Origin of the sequence: Rossellomorea vietnamensis (assembly GCF_001305855.1) — a bacterium.
In the GTDB taxonomy this organism is placed as follows: Bacteria; Bacillota; Bacilli; order Bacillales; family Bacillaceae_B; genus Rossellomorea; species Rossellomorea vietnamensis_A.
In genome coordinates this window covers 379844-398768 of sequence record NZ_LIXZ01000001.1, presented here as the reverse complement: position 1 = coordinate 398768, position 18925 = coordinate 379844, and the positions used below count along the sequence as shown (strand labels likewise).

Here is an 18925-nt window from a genome sequence, read left to right as displayed (position 1 = left end):
AAACCTTGGGTCCTCAAAGGACTCGAGGTTTTTTTGTTTGTGAGTCAAATAACCCGAAAGAAAAGACCAGAAACCGCGCAAGCAGTCTCTGGTCGTCCTGATTATTTCCTCTTTCTCTCTTTTCGTCCCAATCCCATGGCCTTTTCCATCTTCTTCAGCATTTTGTTAGCGGCGAAGTTGGCCTTTTCAGCACCACGATCCAGAATATCATCCAACTCCTCGGAATCGATCAATTCATAATAGCGGTCCTGTACCGGTTTGATGGCGTTTACGACCACTTGTGCCAGGTCGCCTTTGAAGTCTCCATAACCTTTACCTTCATATTTCTGTTCAAGTTCTTCTATAGAAGTACCTTCCAGAATCGAGTAGATCGAAAGGAGGTTCGACACTCCCGGCTTGTTTTCTTTATCGTATTTCACGATGCCGTCTGAATCGGTTACGGCACTCTTAATTTTCTTCTCGATCTGTTTTGGATCGTCAAGGAGTGTAATGAAGGCCTTCTGATTCGAATCGGATTTACTCATCTTCTTCAACGGGTCCTGAAGGGACATCACCCTGGCACCGACTTTGGGGATTCTTACTTCAGGTACAATAAAGATATCATTGTATTTATTGTTGAACCGTTCTGCCAGGTTCCTTGTCAATTCCAGATGCTGCTTTTGATCCTCTCCGACTGGAACAAGATCTGTTCCATACAACAGGATGTCAGCGGCCATTAGCGGGGGATACGTCAATAATCCTGCTGAAACGGCTTCTTTACCATGAGATTTGTCTTTGAACTGCGTCATTCTTTCAAGCTCACCAATATAGGTCACACACTGTAAAATCCAGCCAGCCTGTGCATGTGCAGGGACCTCCGATTGAATGAATAGTGTGGACTTCTCCGGATCGATCCCACAAGCGATATACAGGGCGGCAAGGCTGCGGATGTTTTTACGCAGTTCCATTTTATCCTGTGCCACCGTGATGGCATGCTGATCTACCACACAGAAATAACAATTGTATTCTTCCTGAAGCTCGGTGAATTGCTTCATCGCCCCGATGTAATTGCCGAGAGTGATCGTCCCACTCGGCTGAATGCCGCTAAATATTGTCTTCATTTCATTTCCTCCTAGTTTTACACAAAATAAAAACCCACCCGTCCTATGAAAATAGGGACGAATGGGATCATTTCCGCGGTGCCACCCTAAGTGCCCGTTAGAGCCAGCTTAGTCCATGACGTGCATGGAACCTCTTTAACGTAAGGTCATCCCGTTATATGCTACTCCGTTTCACACATAAAGCTCCGAAGTCCATTCCTTTTCAAATGATTGCTTGTTCGCACCAACCACAAGCTCTCTTTTAATCATCCTGAAAAGTACTACTCTTCATCCATGCTTATACTTTCATTCATATGTAGATATTATATGAAAAAAAATAGGTAAATTCAAGTGTACAGAAGATAGGTCATGATAATGGAAAGGACAAGTGTCACTCCCCCTGTCAGTAAAAAGGATCGTGTAATGGAGTAGGAACGTTGTACTCCATATTCTTCGTGGGCTTCTTTCATCTCATCCAGGTCATCGAACTGAGAAATATACTTTCCCTGTTTCGTGCTGTTGCGAAATCTTTTAAGAGCATACACGATGCCGTTAAAAAATCCTTTGCCAAAAATGTAGAGGAGAGCGCCGATACTGATATATACAATGCCGATCACAAATAGACTATCTATAATAGAAAGAAGCAGGTCTTTTTCCTGCAGTGAAGCCACTACCACGGCAATGATGAAAATAACAAAGGTAACTAGGTAGAACAGATTTATTCGTTTCATAATACTCCTTAAGATGATGTTTTTATCCAAAGTATACATGAAGGCAGAAGAAGAATTCAATCCTCATTAATATATATTCATTTCTTTCAGTGTTGTTTGAGGGGTGACGACAAACATCCATACAGGGCATATATATGAAAGGTATGTTATTTCCAATGATAGTAGAAAGAGAAATAAGTGTTAATTCTATTATTTATATTTAGTCTGTTGTTTTAATATTTATAATAGAAGCAGTATGTTAAAAGATGAAGAAACATACATAATGTAAAATGGTTTCATCTCCCGAAATTTACGATTGTAACAATTGTAATAGGACAAACTCTCTAAAATGTTTAGAAAAAACGTTGATATAGCGGTATTTTGGCAACAATATACCTACTAATCTGATAATTTAGCAAAAAAACTGTTAAATTCATATTGCAATAATTTCTCTATCATGTATAATAAGTAACAAATCTTCTGAAAATTAGAAGATAAATAAATATGAGATTTACGAGGAGGTCAATTTCAAGATGAAGAAAAAGTTTTCATTCTTGCTGGTTCTTCTTCTGGCTCTAAGTACTTTCTTGGCTGCATGTGGCGGCGACAAGAAGACTGAAGGCAACGAAGAAGGATCAGGTGCAGGCGGTTCTGACGAAAAGAAAGAACAAGTACTTAACCTGCTGGAGGCGTCTGAGATCCCATCAATGGACTCCACTCTGGCAACTGACTCTGTTTCATTCAACGTAATGAACAACGTATTGGAAGGTCTTTATCGTTTAGGTGAAAATGATGAAGCGGTTCTTGGTATGGCTGCTGAAGAGCCAAAAGTAAGTGAAGATGGCAAAACATACACGTTCAAGATTCGTGATGCGAAATGGTCCAACGGAGATCCCGTTACGGCTAACGACTTCGTTTACGCTTGGAAAAAAGCTTTAAACCCTGATACAGGTGCAGAGTATGCGTACATCATGTACGATATCAAAAACGCTGCTAAAGTAAACAGTGGTGACCTACCAGTTGATGAATTAGGTGTTAAAGCAACTGATGACAAAACACTAGAAGTTCAGCTTGAAACTCCTGTACCATATTTCAAGGCTCTACTTTCTTTCGCAACATTCTATCCTCAAAACCAAAAATTCGTGGAAGAGCAAGGCGACAAGTTCGGTCTTGAAGCTGACACGGTTGTTTATAACGGACCATTCACTCTTTCTGAGTGGAAGCATGAGCAAAGCTTCAAGCTTACTAAAAACGAAGATTACTGGGATGCAGAAACTGTTAAGTTGAAAGAAGTTAATTTCAACATCGTTAAAGATACTGCTACTGGTGTTAACCTTTATGAAACAAACAAAGCGGATATTGCTGGACTTTCAGCTGAATTCGTTGATAAGTACAAATCAGATGATAACTTCAAGACAAGAGCTGCTACATCTGTATACTTCTTACGTTTAAACCAAGGTAATGAAGTGATGAAAAACGTTAATGCTCGTAAAGCAATCGATGCTGCTTATGATAAGCAAGGTATGGTTGATGTATTACTTAACAACGGATCGATCCCTGCGTACTACTTAGTACCAAAGGATTTCGTAACGGGTCCTGACGGAACTGAGTACCGTGAAGCTGTTGGTGACTTCGGTAAATTCGACGCTAAAAAAGCTGCAGATTACTGGGCTAAGGCGAAAGAAGAGTTAGGTAAAGATTCTATTGAATTAGAATTATTAAACTATGATTCTGATAGTTCTAAGAAAATCGGTGAGTTCTTAAAAGAACAGCTTGAGCAAAACCTTGAAGGATTAACGGTTAAGATCAAAGCTCAACCTTTCAAGCAAAAGCTTGAGTTGGAAACGAAAGGTCAATATGACTTCTCATTCGCCGGTTGGGGTCCTGACTATCCAGATCCGATGACTTTCGTTGACATGTTCGTGACTGACGGTGCTCATAACCAAATGGGTTACTCGAATCCTGAATATGACAAGAAAATTGAACAAGCTAAAGGTGAACTTCTTGATGATTTAGATGCACGTTGGCAGGCAATGGTTGACGCTGAAAAGATCCTATTTGATGATCAAGCGATCAGTCCAATGTACCAAAAAGGCGTTTCTTATCTAGAGCGTCCGTATGTTAAGAATGTTCTACGTCATTCATTTGGTGCAGATAATTCATACAAATGGGCTTCAATTGAGTAAGTATTAACTCAGTAGACACACCTTTAAAGGGAGAGCGTATGCATGAGCATATGCTCTCCTTTTCCAGTGAATGTCGATAATTATCAAAAAAGTAAAAATACATTGAAAATTTGTCGAAAATAGCTATAATTAAAAATGTAGAAAAAATAAGATAAAAAAAGGGGGGCTAAAGAATGGTCAGATATACAATTCAACGTATCGTCTATATGATCATCACTTTGCTTATCATTGCAACCGCCACTTTCTTTCTGATGAAGCTCCTGCCTGGATCTCCACTGCAAAACACAGAAAGGCTGTCTCCGGAACAACAACAAATCATCCTGGATAAATACGGTCTCAACGACCCGCTGCCAGAACAATATATCAACTATATGGTTGGGTTAGCTAAAGGGGATTTGGGGTTGTCCTTCCAATATGATAATCGCCCAGTAACACAAATTCTTGGCAGTCGTATTGGTCCTTCCTCACTTTTAGGATTTCAAGCCATGGTATTAGGAACATTTATAGGACTGTTAGTCGGTATTATTGCAGCAATTAAACACAATACATGGTTGGATTATGGATCTACATTCATGGCCGTATTGGGAATATCAATTCCGTCCTTTGTATTTGCAGCACTGCTACAATATTATGTCGGGGTCAAACTTGAATGGCTGCCTGTTGCACTTTGGGGCGAATATAAGCATACCATTCTTCCTACACTAGCACTTACTGTCGGTGTTGTAGCTACTATTGCCCGTTTTATGAGAACAGAAATGTTAGAGATTCTAAACTCTGATTATATTTTACTAGCAACTGCCAAAGGTATTTCTAAGACAGGTACCATTGTGAAGCACGGAGTTAGAAACGCCATGATTCCAATTGTTACTATTCTTGGGCCAATGACAGTCGCAGTTATGACTGGCTCACTGGTTGTAGAACGGATTTTTGCAGTTCCTGGATTAGGGGAACAATTCGTACTATCAATCAACACAAATGATTACACGGTCATTATGGGTATTACCCTATTCTTTAGTGCTTTATTTATTGGTGTCATTTTCTTGGTGGATATCCTTTATGGAATCATTGATCCGCGTATTCGCTTAGCTGGAGGGAAGAAATAATGGGTGCAAAACTAAAGAAACAAGAGCAACTAGAGCAACTTAGTCCAGACCTCTTCCAACCCCAACAGGCTAGTGGAGACGAGGCAGAAAAAATTTCACGTCCAAGCTTGAATTTTTGGCAGGATTCATGGCTTCGCTTACGCAAGAATAAAGGTGCACTTGTAGGGATCATTATCACTGTCATCATCATATTCTTTGCCATATTCGGTCCTGGAATGAACGAATACAAATTCAGTGATCAAAATATCCGACATGCAAAGCTGCCTCCGAAAATTGAAGCGCTTTCAGGAATCAGTTGGCTGCCCTTTGACGGTAAAGATGCTGACGGTTTTGACGTATATGAATCGAGACAAATCAAAGAGAATTATTGGTTCGGTACAGATGACCTTGGACGTGACTTATGGACACGTACTTGGAACGGAACCCGCGTCTCTTTATACATTGGTATACTTGCCGCAGTCATTGACTTCCTGATCGGGATTTCCTATGGTGGGATTTCTGCTTACTACGGCGGAAGAGTCGATGACGTTATGCAGCGTATCGTTGAAGTTTTGGTAGGGATACCAAATCTGATTGTTGTCATCCTTTTCATCCTGATATTTGAACCGGGTATCTTCTCCATTACGATGGCAATGGTCATAACCGGTTGGGTCGGAATGTCAAGGATTGTCCGTGGACAAGTTCTTCAATTGAAGAATCAGGAATTCGTCCTAGCCTCCCGTACTTTAGGAGCAAGCAGTAATCGTTTAATCTTTAAACATCTGCTACCGAACGTAATGGGGCCAGTCATCATTACGACAATGTTCACGGTTCCTGCAGCAATATACACAGAAGCATTCTTAAGCTTTATCGGATTAGGGATCGCTCCCCCTAAAGCATCTCTGGGATCATTGGTTAATGAAGGATACAGATCTATCCAGTCATATCCACATATGATGCTTGTGCCATCAGCTGTCATTTCATTAGTCATTCTAAGCTTCAACTTAATGGCCGATGGACTGCGTGACGCACTAGATCCGAAAATGCGTAAGTAATGGAAGGGAGATTATGAATATGTCGAAAATTTTAGAAGTGAAAGATCTACACGTCTCCTTCAATACGCATGGAGGGGAAGTACAGGCAGTACGCGGTGTAGATTTCCATTTAGATAAAGGTGAAACATTAGCAATCGTAGGGGAGTCGGGTTCAGGTAAATCCGTAACGACGAAAGCTCTTATGAGATTGATTCCAAACCCGCCAGGATTCATCAAGGGTGGAGAGATCCTTTTTGAAGGAAAAGATTTAGCGAAACTTCCTGAAAAAGAGATGCAAAAAATTCGTGGGAAAGATATCTCGATGATTTTCCAGGATCCGATGACTTCTTTAAACCCAACGATGACGATTGGGAAACAAATCATGGAACCACTGGTGAAACACCAGAATATGAGCAAAAATGATGCTAAAAAACGCGCCATTGAACTACTGAAGCTCGTTGGCCTTCCAAGCCCTGAAACCCGCTTCAAGCAATACCCGCATCAGTTTTCGGGTGGACAGCGTCAACGTGTCGTGATCGCCATCGCTCTTGCGTGTAATCCTAAAATCCTTATTGCCGATGAACCGACAACGGCATTGGACGTTACGATTCAAGCGCAGATTCTCGAGTTGATGAAAGATCTTCAAAACAAAATCGAAACGTCCATCATCTTCATCACTCATGATCTTGGAGTGGTAGCGAACGTTGCAGATCGTGTAGCGGTCATGTACGGTGGTCAGATCGTAGAAACGGGAACGGTCGATGAAATTTTCTACGATCCTCGTCACCCGTATACGTGGGGCTTGATCGGTTCCATGCCGACAACCGACACGGAAGGTGAGCAGGAGCTTGTAGCGATTCCAGGTACCCCGCCGGATTTATTGAATCCACCCAAAGGGGATGCTTTCGCTCTCCGCAGTGAATATGCATTAAAAGTGGATTTTGAACAGGAACCGCCTTATTATCAGGTATCAGACACTCACATCGTGAAGTCATGGTTATTACATCCGAGTGCTCCACAGGTTGAGCCTCCAGAAGCAGTGAAAGTAAGACAAAGACAAATGCCTGCGAATTTCAGAGAGCCGGTACTTGTTGAGGGGGTTCGTTCATAATGGCAGAAAAATTACTTGAAATTAAGAATTTAAAGCAGTATTTCAACCCAGGTAAACCGAATATGGTAAAAGCGGTAGATGATATCAGCTTTGATATTTACAAAGGGGAAACTCTTGGACTTGTGGGAGAATCCGGTTGTGGGAAATCAACGACAGGCCGTACGATCATTCGTCTTTATGACGCGACTGACGGTCAGGTTCTCTTTAACGGTGAAGATGTTCATGGGAAGAAGTCACGCTCTCAATTAAAGAAGTTCAACCGTAAAATGCAAATGATTTTCCAGGATCCGTATGCGAGTCTAAATCCTCGTATGAAGGTAGCCGATATCATTGCTGAAGGCATCGATATTCATGGGTTAGCTTCTTCTAAAGAAGAACGCTTGAAAAAGGTTCATGATTTACTGGAAACAGTGGGATTGAACAAAGAGCATGCCGGACGTTATCCACATGAATTCTCAGGTGGACAACGTCAGCGTATCGGGATTGCCCGTGCTCTTGCAGTAGATCCTGATTTCATCATTGCCGATGAGCCGATCTCTGCCTTGGACGTTTCGATCCAAGCCCAGGTCGTCAATCTGATGCAGGAACTTCAAAAGGAAAAAGGGTTAACGTATCTTTTCATCGCCCATGACCTTTCCATGGTAAAGTATATCAGTGACCGGATTGGTGTTATGTATTATGGTAAGCTTGTTGAGTTGACTACAAGTGACGCCCTGTACAAAAATCCGCTTCATCCTTATACTCAATCGCTTCTTTCAGCGATTCCGTTACCGGATCCCGAGTATGAGCGCACCCGCAGAAGAAAAGAGTATAATCCTTCTGTTCATAACTATACAGAGGATGACAATCTTGAAATGCGTGAAGTGGTCCCGGGACATTTCGTTTACTGTTCCGAGAAAGAATTTGCGCAATATCAGGCATCATATAAAAGCTAAGAGGATGATAAAAGCTCCCTTCAATGAGGGGAGCTTTTTCCGTTGAGAAAGTCTATTTACAATAGTGATTCATATTATATATTGAAGAATATTCATTTCCTTGGAAATTTCGACAGACTAGGTGGAATAACCCTTTTCTTTCAAGTAATTTCCTTGTTAGAATAGTAAGGAGTTACATAATTTACTAGATAGCATACTTAATAGAGGAGAGGTTCATTTTGAAATGGAGTAAGGTAGCGACATCACTATGTGTTGTCACAATGTGCGTATTGCCCTTCCAGTCGGCAAGTGCCGCTGAAGATGGTCCGGTAGAACATGAGAAGAGAACGTTTTCAATGAGTAAAAAAGAGATGACAAGCCCAGTACCGCGGTTTGTGTACGATTCCGGTCTGAGCTTCGAGTATCCGGATGCTATTAGAGGAGTATATGTTACTGCACATTCAGCTGGCGGAGACCGTTTTAATACTCTTACAAATTTAATGGATAGTACAGATCTTAATGCCATGGTCATTGATATTAAAGATGACGTAGGAAATGTAACATATGAACCTGAAGAGTCTTCCCCGTATGCTAAAGTGGGTCAGCCATATATTAAAGATCCCAAAGCGATGTTAAAGACTCTGGAAGAAAAGAAAATCTATCCGATTGCACGAATCGTTGTTTTTAAGGATACGGTGCTTGCGAATCAGCGCCCCGACTTGTCCTTCAAGGACGGCGATAAGGTCTGGTCAAATGGTGGGGGAGACTCCTTCGTCAATCCATTCCTGAAAGAAGTATGGGATTATAATGTAGGTATCGCCATTGAAGCTGCAAAGATGGGCTTTCAGGAAATCCAGTTCGATTATGTCCGATTCCCTGAAGGATTCGAGAAGCGAGATGATGAATTGACATATAACGGTGGGGAGTTTGCGAAGGAAGACATTGATAATGTCCAGAAACGAGTGCATGCCGTTACTGACTTTGTGGAATATGCCCATAAAAAGCTCGAACCGTATGGAGTGAAAGTATCCGTTGATATTTTCGGGTATACGGCAACTCTTCCAGAGGCACCTGGTATCGGTCAGAATTTCTCTAAGATATCTGAGAATGTGGACGTCATTTCATCCATGATTTATCCAAGTCATTGGACACCTTATTTTGGAATTGCAAAACCGGATCTGCAGCCGTACGAACTTGTAACAGAATACTCCAAGGTGGAGAAAGCGAAAATAGCAGAACTGAAAAATAAGCCAATCTCTAGACCTTGGCTCCAGGATTTCACCGCTTCCTGGCTAGGGAGTGGAAACTATAAAACGTACGGAAAAGCAGAAGTAGAGGCACAGATCAAAGCGTTAAATGATCAAGGAATCAATGAATTCCTTCTTTGGGATGCTGGTAATTCCTATACAGAAGGCGTTGACTACACTCCTTAATGAAGTGACTGACCTGAGACCATTCAGGTCAGTCTTTTTGCGTTCATAAAGAATCCAGAAATGAAGCATCGCTTCCCATTTGAAAAAGAGTTCAAATATTGTTATCATTAAAGTACTGGTAAGATTAACCGCTTTCAACCACATTACCCTCTTCATGGGCGTACAGCCTGTGATTCCGTACGATTATCCCACGGATAAGACTAACATCTAACATAAACCAATTTTTTTCTGAGAATGATAATGGTATCACGTTAGTCAATGTCACTTAAAAATTCAATCGAAGGAGTAGATCCATGCACTGGTATGAAAAATTAAATCAATATTTCCCTGTAGAGGAAATGAAATCAAAAGAACATCTTGAATCACTTTTAAAAGAGAGAAGTGATATCTATCACAAAGATGAAGGTCCTCACCATGTACTCATGTACGCTGAACTTGAAGACTTTATCTTTATCGATTATCTATTTGTCTCAAAGGATGCACGTGGACAAGGACTTGGCCATAAATTACTCGATCAGTTAAAAGAAAAGAAGAAAGCGATCATTTTGGAAGTCGAGCCCGTGGACTACGATGACACTGACACAGAGAAACGATTGAAATTCTACAAGCGTGAAGGCTTCGAACACGCCGTCAGCATCGGATATGCCCGCCGGTCACTCGCCACAAACGAGATTAACCAAATGGAAATCCTATACTGGGCTCCCCAACATGAATCTGAAGACCTTATTTTCGAATCCATGAAAAAAACTTACGAGCTCATTCATACCTACAATGACCAGAAATTTTATGGTGCATCTTATCAACCCGTTGAAGAAGTTCTAAAGAAAGATGAAGAACGGGATGGAGATGTATTAAAAGATCTCTAAGCCAAAGAAAACCTTATTGTCTATTCGCAATAAGGTTTTCTAAATGAAAAAATGAAATGTTCAATATTATGTTTAGGATCAGGTCGTACCGGGTAAACCCATAATAGAAACAGAATATTTAGCTATGTTAAACCTCTGTATAGGAAATTTGACAAATTAGTTAAAACTATGTTCATGGGCCAGTAATTCATGTATAATACATAATAGAGATTTCTTATTTAAACTAATTTTAATTAACGCCGTTTAAATAAACAACTCTATATTATAAAAAATCCTTAAGGGAGTGTGAATGATTCGTGGTTACATTATTCACTTCACCTAGTTGTACATCTTGTCGTAAGGCAAAAGCTTGGTTAGAAGAGCATGAGATTCCATATACCGAACGTAACGTATTTTCTGAGCCATTAAGCATCGATGAAATCAAGGAAATCCTTCGTATGACTGAGGATGGAACAGATGAAATCATTTCAACCCGTTCTAAAACATTCCAGAAGCTTAATGTGGACCTGGAAACTTTACCACTTCAAGAGCTGTTCGAATTGATTCAAAAAAATCCCGGACTTTTAAGACGACCGATCATCCTTGATGAAAAGCGTCTTCAGGTTGGCTACAATGAAGATGAGATCAGACGTTTCCTTCCAAGGAAGGTTCGGACATTCCAACTTCTAGAAGCTCAAAGAATGGTAAACTAAAGTATCCTTTTCTAAGTATGGGAATATATAAGTAAAAGGGGCTGACCCTTTAAGGAACGTTGCGTCTCCTTTCGGGTCATCCCCTTTTATATTAGAATAAGTTTTATCACTTGAATTTTCTGCAAATATTCGCTAAAATGTCAAAAACACCTATAGGGATTTGTGAGAAAAATGGGTGTTAGTTTAATTCCATTTTCTGAGGTTTTATCATAAAATAGAAGTACAAGGTACAAACTAACCTAAATGTATCTTCTATCTTCACCAGCAATGGAGCGAAAGAGCTCAGAGGGTGTAGTCCCTTCACTAACATCATGCAAGAAGGGAGAGGTGTTAATTGGAAATCGAGCGCATTAACGAAAATACAGTCAAGTTCTATATTTCATATGGGGATATAGAAGATCGCGGATTTGACCGTGAGGAAATCTGGTATAATCGCGAACGGAGTGAAGAACTCTTCTGGGAAATGATGGATGAGGTTCATCAGGAAGAAGATTTCGGAATAGAAGGACCGCTTTGGATTCAAGTTCAGGCTTTGGATAAAGGGCTAGAAGTACTTGTGACAAGAGCCCAGGTCTCGAAGGATGGCCAGCGATTTGAGCTTCCCATTCCAGAGGATAAGCTCAAGGAACTTCCTGTAGATGAGCGTATAGAGGAACTACTGGATCAGCATTTCCAGATTAAACAGGATCAGGACGGGGAAGCTGAAGTAGTATTGGACTTCACGTTGAAATTCAATGATTTCGAAGATGCGATTTCTCTATCCCATCGATTGAAAGACATGCCTATGGAGCATTTAGAAACAAAGCTGCTTGCATTCGAAGATAGATATTTTATTTATGTTAAATTTTCTGAAGAACACTTTTCTGAAGAAGATATCGACAATACGTTAAGTATGCTGCTTGAATATGCTGATGAATCACGAATGACTGTTCATCGTCTTGAAGAGTATGGCAAAGTGGTCATCCATGACCATGTATTTGATACATTAAGTGAACACTTTTCGTAAGGATCAATACCGGTTTCATATAGAAATCGGTATTTTTTATATCCACTCTCTGTAGAAGGGTGTTTAATTTTTGATACATTAAGCCGGTGGAAGGTGTTATACATATGAAGAATACAGTAAGAGTACTCTTATTTATTGCTGTCCTTGTATTAAGTTATATTTTTTATTTTGATCAATATCTTTCGGGCATGGTGAAGTATTTTAGTATCGTCTTTACATTCTCGGTCATTGTCATTGGCTTTCTTATTTTCTTTGAAAATCGTCATCCGGCCCAAACTTTGACATGGCTTGTAGTATTAGGGGCATTCCCGTTTTTGGGCTTCATTTTTTATTTATTATTTGGCCGGAATTACAGAAAAGAGAAAATGTATAAGAAGAAGTACATATTGGATCAGGAAACCTATAATAAATTTGAACCTGGTCCTAAAGACATAAACGCAGATATGTTTGGTTTATTTCAAGAGAAGCATTTTCAGCTTGCGCAAAGAATCGGGAACAGCGCCATATCTTTTTCAAGTGAAACGAAACTGCTGACCAACGGAAACGAAACATTTGGTGAAATTTTAAAGTGGTTAAAGACGGCAAAGCATCATATTCATATGGAATATTATATTGTACGTCATGATGAAATTGGAAATCAGATTAAGGACATTCTTATTGAGCGGGCAAATAATGGAGTCAAAATACGCTTCCTTTACGATGCTGTCGGTGCTTGGCAATTATCGAAGGATTACATAAATGATCTTAAGGATGCAGGCGTAGAGGTGGTGGCGTTCGGTCCTGTCAAGCTTCCTGTGCTGAATAACAAATTCAACTTTCGGAATCACCGCAAAATCATTGTCATCGATGGAAGTATTGGATTTGTGGGAGGACTTAATATCGGGGATGAATATTTAGGTAAGAATCCTCACTTCGGTTTCTGGAGGGACACTCACCTATTTGTAAGGGGAGAAGCGGTTCGGACTTTGCAGTTGATCTTCCTGCAGGATTGGTATTATATGACGAATGATGACTTCCTGACACCTGGATATTTAAGTCCTGATCCCCTTGAAAATGCGAACGACGGCGGAGTGCAGATGATCGCGGGGGGACCTGACAATGAATTGAGCGTATTGAAGAATATATTCTTCTCGATGATCACTTCAGCGAAAAAGAGTGTGTGGGTGGCTTCTCCATATTTCGTTCCGGATGAAGACATTTTATCAGCCCTGAAGATTGCTGCTTTAAGTGGCGTGGATGTGAGACTCCTGGTTCCACATAAACCGGATAAAAGGATTGTATTCCATGCCTCCCGCTCCTATTTCCCAGATCTTCTGGAAGCAGGGGCGAGGATATTTGAGTATCAAAAAGGGTTCATGCATAGTAAAATCGTAATTGTAGATGAAGAAATGGCTTCAATCGGAACATCGAATATGGATATGAGGAGTTTTCACTTGAACTTTGAAGTGAATGCATTTCTGTATAAAACGGAGAGTACTTCCTCGATTGTGAAAGAATATTTACATGACCTGGAGGAATCGGAAGAATTACAGCTGGAAGAATTTCAGAAGAGACATCTGGGATACAGGATCTTGGAATCCACTTCCCGATTGATGTCGCCCTTGTTATAGAGTGAAGCCTTCAAGTGTATTTTGCTTGAGGGCTTTGTTTATGCAGGATTTTCACTATTTATGTCGAATGATAACAGAAGGAGGTGTTACATGTTAACAGCATTATTAAACCAGCAAGTATTTACTACAATCCATTATTCCAGGGAGGAATTGAGAGGACTGAGAAGAAAAGATGTCTCCTTTGTCTGTCCCCACTGTTCTTCTCGATTGACCATGAAAATCGGTAGCCGAAACATACCCCATTTTGCCCATATGTCCGACGCTGATTGCGAAAAGGTGAGGGGAGAGACTCCACAACATCTCTTAAGTAAGCAGCTTTTATATGATAGGTTAAGTTCCCTATATGAGAATGTGAGTCTTGAACATTATATTAAAGAGCTTAAACAAGTCGCAGATATTTATGTGAAAACGGATACGGCGGACATTGCCATCGAGATTCAGTGTTCAACCATACCGATTTCTGAAATAGTGGGACGAACATATGGTTATCATCGCCAGGGGATCACGCCCTTTTGGATCCTGACTCAGTCCCTGAAGTCCAAGAAGCTCCTGAATTTAACGACCTTCCAACAAGCATTTATCAGATATTCACCCCCCTTGGATTATTTTCTCCTTCAGTTTCTCCCGGATAGGGGAATCTTTCAACTATATACCCATCTCTTTCCCGTTTCAGGTACGGCATTTATGAGTGCAGCGCCCATCATCATCCCCGTTTCTAAGTTCACACTTCCTATTTCCATTCCGGATGCTCCCGTACTTCATCCATACTCTTTATCCACATGGACCAATTTTAGAACCAAGTGGGTATACAATAAAATTCATTTTAATAAGACAAGAACAGATGTATTTTTAAGGGAAGTGTACGGGGAAGGGGATACGTTTTTGTATTTGCCCCTCTTTATCGGCTTACCTGTCATTCCCCATGGCATTCATATCAGAAATCACGAAGTAGAGTGGCAATATTATCTGTGGAAAGACTGTTTGAAAAAAGACCGCCTCTTTTCAGTGGAAAGTGTGTCAAAAGCGTTATATAGAAGACTCATTAAAGGACATATCGAGCTTCGTTCCTTCCCTCTCCAAAAAAGCGATGAAGTGATAAAAAGAATTGCTGATGGATATTTAAGATTACTAGAAGAAGTGCATGTTCTCAGAAAAGTGAATGATACATTTCAACTTATTGAACCATGGAGCTGCCCGGATCATTTTTCAGCCTTTGAAAAGCATCAGCATGATTTTTTTCCTAAATGGAAGCATATATTAAAAAAGCAGTAAGAAAGAATGTATTGTTGCAGGAAATTGGTAGATGAGAGAGAATGTAACTATAAGGAATTTTCTGTAGATTTCAGAATGGAGGATGTATATGTCAAAAGATACAGCTACTAAAAGTCTGCCTGGAAGAAAAGAGGTAGACGAAACGCTAACGTGGAGATTGGAAGATATTTTCGAAAGTGATGATGCGTGGGAGAAAGAATATAAAGAAATCAAAGGTATGACAAAGAAAGCAGAAGAATTTAAAGGAACACTGGGTGATAGTGCGGATCAGCTTTATAAAGCATTTGCCTTCCAGGATGAAATAATGGAACGTATGGGGAAGGTTTATACATATTCTCATATGCGCTATGACCAGGACACGACCAATTCCTATTATCAGGGTCTCGATGACCGTGCCAAAAGTCTTTATACTCAACTGGGAAGTAAGTTTGCTTATTTGGTGCCGGAAGTTCTATCGATTGACGAAAAGAAGCTTAATGGCTTTCTTGACGAGAAAGAAGAACTGAAGAAGTATAAGCATGCTGTAGAGGAAATCAACCTTCAGCGTCCCCATGTTCTTTCCGCTGAAGAAGAAGCGCTCTTGGCCCAGGCATCTGAAGTGTTCAGTGCTGCAAGTAATACATTCGGTATGCTGAATAACGCCGACCTTGAGTTTCCGAGCATCAAAGATGAAGATGGGGAAGAAGTGGATATTACACACGGTCGTTTTATCCGATTCCTGGAAAGCAGTGATCGTCGTGTCAGGGAAGAAGCCTTTAAAAAGGTGTATGAGACGTATGGGAAATTTGAAAACACATTCGCTTCTACTTTAAGCGGGGCTGTAAAGAAAGATAATTTCGTTGCCAACGTCAGACATTACGATTCAGCGAGACATGCGGCGTTATCTACTAATAATATTCCTGAAGAAGTGTATGATAACCTTGTGGATACGGTGAATAAAAACCTCCATCTGCTTCAGCGTTATGTGAAGCTTCGCAAGAAAGTACTGGGTCTGGATGAGGTTCATATGTATGATTTGTATACCCCCCTCGTGAAGGAAGTCAAAATGGACATAAGCTATGACGAAGCACAGAACATGATCCTCGACGGATTAAAGCCACTTGGTGAGGAGTATGCCAATGTGCTGAAAGAAGGCTTTGAGAATCGCTGGGTGGACGTCGTCGAAAATAAAGGAAAGAGAAGCGGTGCCTACTCATCTGGGGCATATGGTACCAATCCTTATATTCTGATGAATTGGCAGGATAATGTTAACAATCTATTCACTCTGGCCCATGAATTCGGTCACAGTGTCCATAGTTACTATACGCGTAGTGCTCAACCATACACGTATGGTCATTATTCCATCTTTGTGGCAGAAGTCGCTTCCACTTGCAATGAAGCATTGTTGAATGATTACTTGTTGAATACGATCGATGATGAGAAGAAGAGGTTGTACTTATTGAATCATTATCTTGAAGGCTTTAGAGGGACCGTTTTCCGTCAGACGATGTTTGCTGAGTTCGAGCATCTTATCCATAAGAAAGCCCAGGAAGGAGAAGCCTTGACTTCAGAGTTCTTAACCAAGCAGTATTATGAGCTGAATAAGAAATATTTTGGTGAAGAAATTTCGATTGATGAAGAGATTGGTTTGGAGTGGGCACGTATCCCACACTTCTATTACAATTATTATGTATACCAATATGCAACAGGTTTCTCTGCAGCAACGGCCCTTAGTCAACAGATCCTGGAAGAAGGGGAGCCTGCAGTGGAACGCTACATCGACTTCCTTAAAGCGGGAAGCTCCGATTATCCGATTGAAGTATTGAAGAAAGCAGGAGTGGATGTGACAACGTCCAAACCGGTGGAAGATGCTTGTAAGGTCTTTGAAGAAAAGCTGAATGAAATGGAAGAACTGCTTGAAAAGTTGCAATAAATAAGCGTGATGACTAAACTTAACACCCCTCCTGAAGCGTTATCATCAGGAGGGGTGTGTTTTATTTGATCTTAAAGGTCCGTCCCTCATTTCATCGATTTGAAGCCCCTGAAGCGGTTACGGTTACCGAGTGAGTGGAAGAAGAGGAGGAGGGAGAGGAAGAGTATGGGTGATGTGATATAAACTGGGATCAGGTGCATAAGCCCGAGGATATTTATGAAGAAGCTGATTACAATCAATAGAAGGAGGATTCCATATTTCATTTTTGCGAGCATAGCCATTCCCTCCGTAAGTTGTCTTATAACCATGTATATGAAGAGGAAATGGAGAACATGTATCGATTTTGACAATATTGTGAAATACCATACAAACAACTTGCCAATACAAGTGGATACATGATATATTATCACTGTGAAGTTGATCACAAGCAAACATATACCCCTTTGTTTGACCGTGAAAAATTTCTCCCATCCCCTTTGTTCGTATTGAAAAACCGATGTTGGAAACAACATCGGCTTTTCTTGTTTATAAGGCAGTTTAACTATATTAAAATAATTATTGACTGATATATTTCCAAAAGGTTCCGTGCTTTGCAGGGAGCTTTTTTACTTTTTGCTGAAGTGTCCATTTCTTCATTTGTTTCTCGACTTCTTCTACCGATAGATCGTACACAACAGCTATTTCTTTCGAGGCGACCACCCGATAATACTTCATGAACACATCCAGTGGAGGCAATGGCTGCTTTTCTGGCTTTGTTGCAAGCATTTCTTCAATGATGTGTACATAAACCTCATAGGAATACAATCCTGTAATCTTTAGTCCCTCATCTTCAATGTTTTCATTGAAGAAGACAAGCGTCGGAATTTCCTCCACTTCCATCTCAGATGTGATCTTGACATCGCATTGAAAAGCTTTGGATGCGGAAGAAGAGTTAATATCGTTCATGAATTCTGTGAGATCAAGCTTGGCTGCCTGTGCGCATTCCTTCAGTACCTCGATATTCGAGATGTCTTGTTTCTGCAGGAATAATCGCTCTTGTAAAAAACGTAAAAAGCGGATCCCTGAGTGTTTTCCTTGAAGCTCTGCCGCTTTAATGGCGAATGAAGCAAGATAGGGTGAATCAATAGGATTCTCGATCCATAGGCTCCCATCACAGGACATGCCGGAGCGACTCGCTGTTTTATCCCATTGCTGTGCCAAATCTTCCTTCTTCCGTTTCGTCGCAAGGTTTAAGGAGGCGAGCTGTCCGCTTAAAATATAGCGAATACGGAAGTATTGTCCATACTCAATGTGCAACTTCTTTAAGATAGGTTCAAGGGCCCAGCATTCCGGGCAAAGAGGGTCAATAAACATATATATTTCCAGAGGTTTCTTTTCACGCCCACACCCTTTAAGGTGATGCCAGCTATTTGTTCTAGTCAATGGAAGAACCCTTAGGTGTTTCAGTATTCACCATATGATGGGCGGTTAATACGAGTCTGTGAAAAAAGTCATCCCTTACAGGACCCTCTAGGTTGACCTCATCCATTGCGTCGTGCATACAGCTTAACCAAGCCTTTGCCCGTGACTCTGTGATGGGAAAGGGGAGATGCCTTGCACGCAGCATGGGGTGTCCGTGTTCTTCTGTATAAAGAGCCGGTCCACCTAAATATTGAGTTAGGAATTGTTTCTGTTTACGAGCTGTCTCGGTTAAATCATCCGGAAAGATCGGTGCTAACTCAGGATGATTTGATACTCTATTATAAAAGGCTTCAACGAGCATGGAGAGTTTCTTTTCGCCGATAAGATTATAAGGCAATTGTGGTTTCTCGACCATAAGAATGACTCCTTTTTCCTTAGATTGTATGTTCATTCTAGCAAGCATTCCTTCATATCTCAAACAAATCGCCTTACACCAACTGATTATTCCTAAATTAGTGTAGCCTGCTTTTGTCACTCTATCCCCAAATTCCATGAAATAGTGGGAATTACGGCTGAAGAATCAACGAGGGTAGATTGGACTATTCTGTAATCAAAAA

The 18925-nt window shown here is 40.7% G+C and carries 17 protein-coding genes and 1 other annotated feature; of the genes, 12 read left to right on the top strand and 5 right to left on the bottom strand.

Going from position 1 to position 18925, the window contains the following annotated elements:
• Nucleotides 1-101: 101 nt before the first annotated feature.
• Together trpS and AM506_RS01985 are read right to left on the bottom strand one after the other, a co-directional pair.
• Entirely contained in the window at nucleotides 102-1100 is a 999-nt protein-coding gene (gene trpS / locus AM506_RS01990) for a tryptophan--tRNA ligase (protein WP_060670269.1), read from the bottom strand.
• 50 nt (nucleotides 1101-1150) lie between these two features.
• Nucleotides 1151-1383 (bottom strand) — a binding site (T-box leader).
• A gap of 43 nt (nucleotides 1384-1426) precedes the next feature.
• On the bottom strand, nucleotides 1427-1810 hold the full coding sequence (locus tag AM506_RS01985; protein WP_060670267.1) for a DUF3899 domain-containing protein: 384 nt from the start codon (nucleotides 1808-1810) through the stop codon (nucleotides 1427-1429).
• Between the two features lie 512 nt (nucleotides 1811-2322).
• On the opposite strand from AM506_RS01985, the gene AM506_RS01980 reads away from it, so the two are divergent.
• The 12 genes from AM506_RS01980 (at nucleotide 2323) to pepF (ending at nucleotide 16907) form a co-directional block, all read left to right on the top strand.
• The gene (locus tag AM506_RS01980; protein ID WP_060670265.1) at nucleotides 2323-3975 is read left to right on the top strand and encodes a peptide ABC transporter substrate-binding protein; all 1653 of its coding nucleotides are present in this window, start codon (nucleotides 2323-2325) and stop codon (nucleotides 3973-3975) included.
• A gap of 173 nt (nucleotides 3976-4148) precedes the next feature.
• The gene (gene opp3b, locus AM506_RS01975) at nucleotides 4149-5078 is read left to right on the top strand and encodes an oligopeptide ABC transporter permease (RefSeq protein ID WP_034763453.1); all 930 of its coding nucleotides are present in this window, start codon (nucleotides 4149-4151) and stop codon (nucleotides 5076-5078) included.
• The gene (opp3C, locus tag AM506_RS01970) at nucleotides 5078-6112 is read left to right on the top strand and encodes an oligopeptide ABC transporter permease (protein ID WP_060670264.1); all 1035 of its coding nucleotides are present in this window, start codon (nucleotides 5078-5080) and stop codon (nucleotides 6110-6112) included. The genes opp3b and opp3C overlap by 1 nt, the downstream gene beginning before the upstream one ends.
• 19 nt (nucleotides 6113-6131) lie before the next feature.
• Entirely contained in the window at nucleotides 6132-7202 is a 1071-nt protein-coding gene (locus AM506_RS01965) for an ABC transporter ATP-binding protein (RefSeq protein WP_060670262.1), read from the top strand.
• A complete protein-coding gene (locus AM506_RS01960; protein WP_060670260.1) occupies nucleotides 7202-8137 on the top strand; it encodes an ABC transporter ATP-binding protein in 936 nt (311 codons plus the stop codon). The genes AM506_RS01965 and AM506_RS01960 overlap by 1 nt, the downstream gene beginning before the upstream one ends.
• A gap of 260 nt (nucleotides 8138-8397) precedes the next feature.
• On the top strand, nucleotides 8398-9549 hold the full coding sequence (locus AM506_RS01955; RefSeq protein WP_060670691.1) for a putative glycoside hydrolase: 1152 nt from the start codon (nucleotides 8398-8400) through the stop codon (nucleotides 9547-9549).
• A 293-nt stretch (nucleotides 9550-9842) separates the two neighbouring features.
• The gene (locus tag AM506_RS01950; RefSeq protein ID WP_060670258.1) at nucleotides 9843-10415 is read left to right on the top strand and encodes a GNAT family N-acetyltransferase; all 573 of its coding nucleotides are present in this window, start codon (nucleotides 9843-9845) and stop codon (nucleotides 10413-10415) included.
• A 296-nt stretch (nucleotides 10416-10711) separates the two neighbouring features.
• The gene (gene spxA, locus AM506_RS01945) at nucleotides 10712-11107 is read left to right on the top strand and encodes a transcriptional regulator SpxA (RefSeq protein WP_032089161.1); all 396 of its coding nucleotides are present in this window, start codon (nucleotides 10712-10714) and stop codon (nucleotides 11105-11107) included.
• Nucleotides 11108-11441: 334 nt separating this feature from the next.
• Nucleotides 11442-12113, top strand: a complete 672-nt coding sequence (gene mecA, locus AM506_RS01940; protein ID WP_060670250.1) for an adaptor protein MecA — start codon at nucleotides 11442-11444, stop codon at nucleotides 12111-12113.
• Nucleotides 12114-12217: 104 nt separating this feature from the next.
• Nucleotides 12218-13723, top strand: a complete 1506-nt coding sequence (cls, locus tag AM506_RS01935) for a cardiolipin synthase (protein ID WP_060670249.1) — start codon at nucleotides 12218-12220, stop codon at nucleotides 13721-13723.
• Nucleotides 13724-13813: 90 nt separating this feature from the next.
• A complete protein-coding gene (locus AM506_RS01930) occupies nucleotides 13814-14995 on the top strand; it encodes a competence protein CoiA (RefSeq protein WP_060670247.1) in 1182 nt (393 codons plus the stop codon).
• 88 nt (nucleotides 14996-15083) lie between these two features.
• Complete coding sequence (gene pepF, locus AM506_RS01925) at nucleotides 15084-16907, top strand: oligoendopeptidase F (RefSeq protein ID WP_060670245.1); 1824 nt, start codon at nucleotides 15084-15086, stop codon at nucleotides 16905-16907.
• Between the two features lie 86 nt (nucleotides 16908-16993).
• Here pepF and AM506_RS01920 read toward each other — a convergent pair whose 3' ends face one another.
• The 3 genes from AM506_RS01920 to AM506_RS01910 form a co-directional block, all read right to left on the bottom strand.
• Nucleotides 16994-17182, bottom strand: coding sequence for a hypothetical protein (locus AM506_RS01920; protein WP_060670243.1), 189 nt, complete (start codon nucleotides 17180-17182; stop codon nucleotides 16994-16996).
• A 280-nt stretch (nucleotides 17183-17462) separates the two neighbouring features.
• Nucleotides 17463-18329, bottom strand: a complete 867-nt coding sequence (locus AM506_RS01915) for a ClpXP adapter SpxH family protein (protein ID WP_060670241.1) — start codon at nucleotides 18327-18329, stop codon at nucleotides 17463-17465.
• A complete protein-coding gene (locus AM506_RS01910; RefSeq protein ID WP_060670239.1) occupies nucleotides 18322-18723 on the bottom strand; it encodes a globin domain-containing protein in 402 nt (133 codons plus the stop codon). Before AM506_RS01910 ends, AM506_RS01915 begins: the two co-directional genes overlap by 8 nt.
• Nucleotides 18724-18925: the final 202 nt, after the last annotated feature.

Bases quoted from the DNA above. Each gene is read 5' to 3' on its own strand.
- trpS (WP_060670269.1), bottom strand. From the start codon at position 1,100: ATGAAGACAATATTTAGCGGCATTCAGCCGAGTGGGACGATCACTCTC.
- AM506_RS01985 (WP_060670267.1), bottom strand. From the start codon at position 1,810: ATGAAACGAATAAATCTGTTCTACCTAGTTACCTTTGTTATTTTCATC.
- AM506_RS01980 (WP_060670265.1), top strand. From the start codon at position 2,323: ATGAAGAAAAAGTTTTCATTCTTGCTGGTTCTTCTTCTGGCTCTAAGT.
- opp3b (WP_034763453.1), top strand. From the start codon at position 4,149: ATGGTCAGATATACAATTCAACGTATCGTCTATATGATCATCACTTTG.
- opp3C (WP_060670264.1), top strand. From the start codon at position 5,078: ATGGGTGCAAAACTAAAGAAACAAGAGCAACTAGAGCAACTTAGTCCA.
- AM506_RS01965 (WP_060670262.1), top strand. From the start codon at position 6,132: ATGTCGAAAATTTTAGAAGTGAAAGATCTACACGTCTCCTTCAATACG.
- AM506_RS01960 (WP_060670260.1), top strand. From the start codon at position 7,202: ATGGCAGAAAAATTACTTGAAATTAAGAATTTAAAGCAGTATTTCAAC.
- AM506_RS01955 (WP_060670691.1), top strand. From the start codon at position 8,398: ATGTGCGTATTGCCCTTCCAGTCGGCAAGTGCCGCTGAAGATGGTCCG.
- AM506_RS01950 (WP_060670258.1), top strand. From the start codon at position 9,843: ATGCACTGGTATGAAAAATTAAATCAATATTTCCCTGTAGAGGAAATG.
- cls (WP_060670249.1), top strand. From the start codon at position 12,218: ATGAAGAATACAGTAAGAGTACTCTTATTTATTGCTGTCCTTGTATTA.
- AM506_RS01930 (WP_060670247.1), top strand. From the start codon at position 13,814: ATGTTAACAGCATTATTAAACCAGCAAGTATTTACTACAATCCATTAT.
- pepF (WP_060670245.1), top strand. From the start codon at position 15,084: ATGTCAAAAGATACAGCTACTAAAAGTCTGCCTGGAAGAAAAGAGGTA.
- AM506_RS01920 (WP_060670243.1), bottom strand. From the start codon at position 17,182: ATGCTCGCAAAAATGAAATATGGAATCCTCCTTCTATTGATTGTAATC.
- AM506_RS01910 (WP_060670239.1), bottom strand. From the start codon at position 18,723: ATGGTCGAGAAACCACAATTGCCTTATAATCTTATCGGCGAAAAGAAA.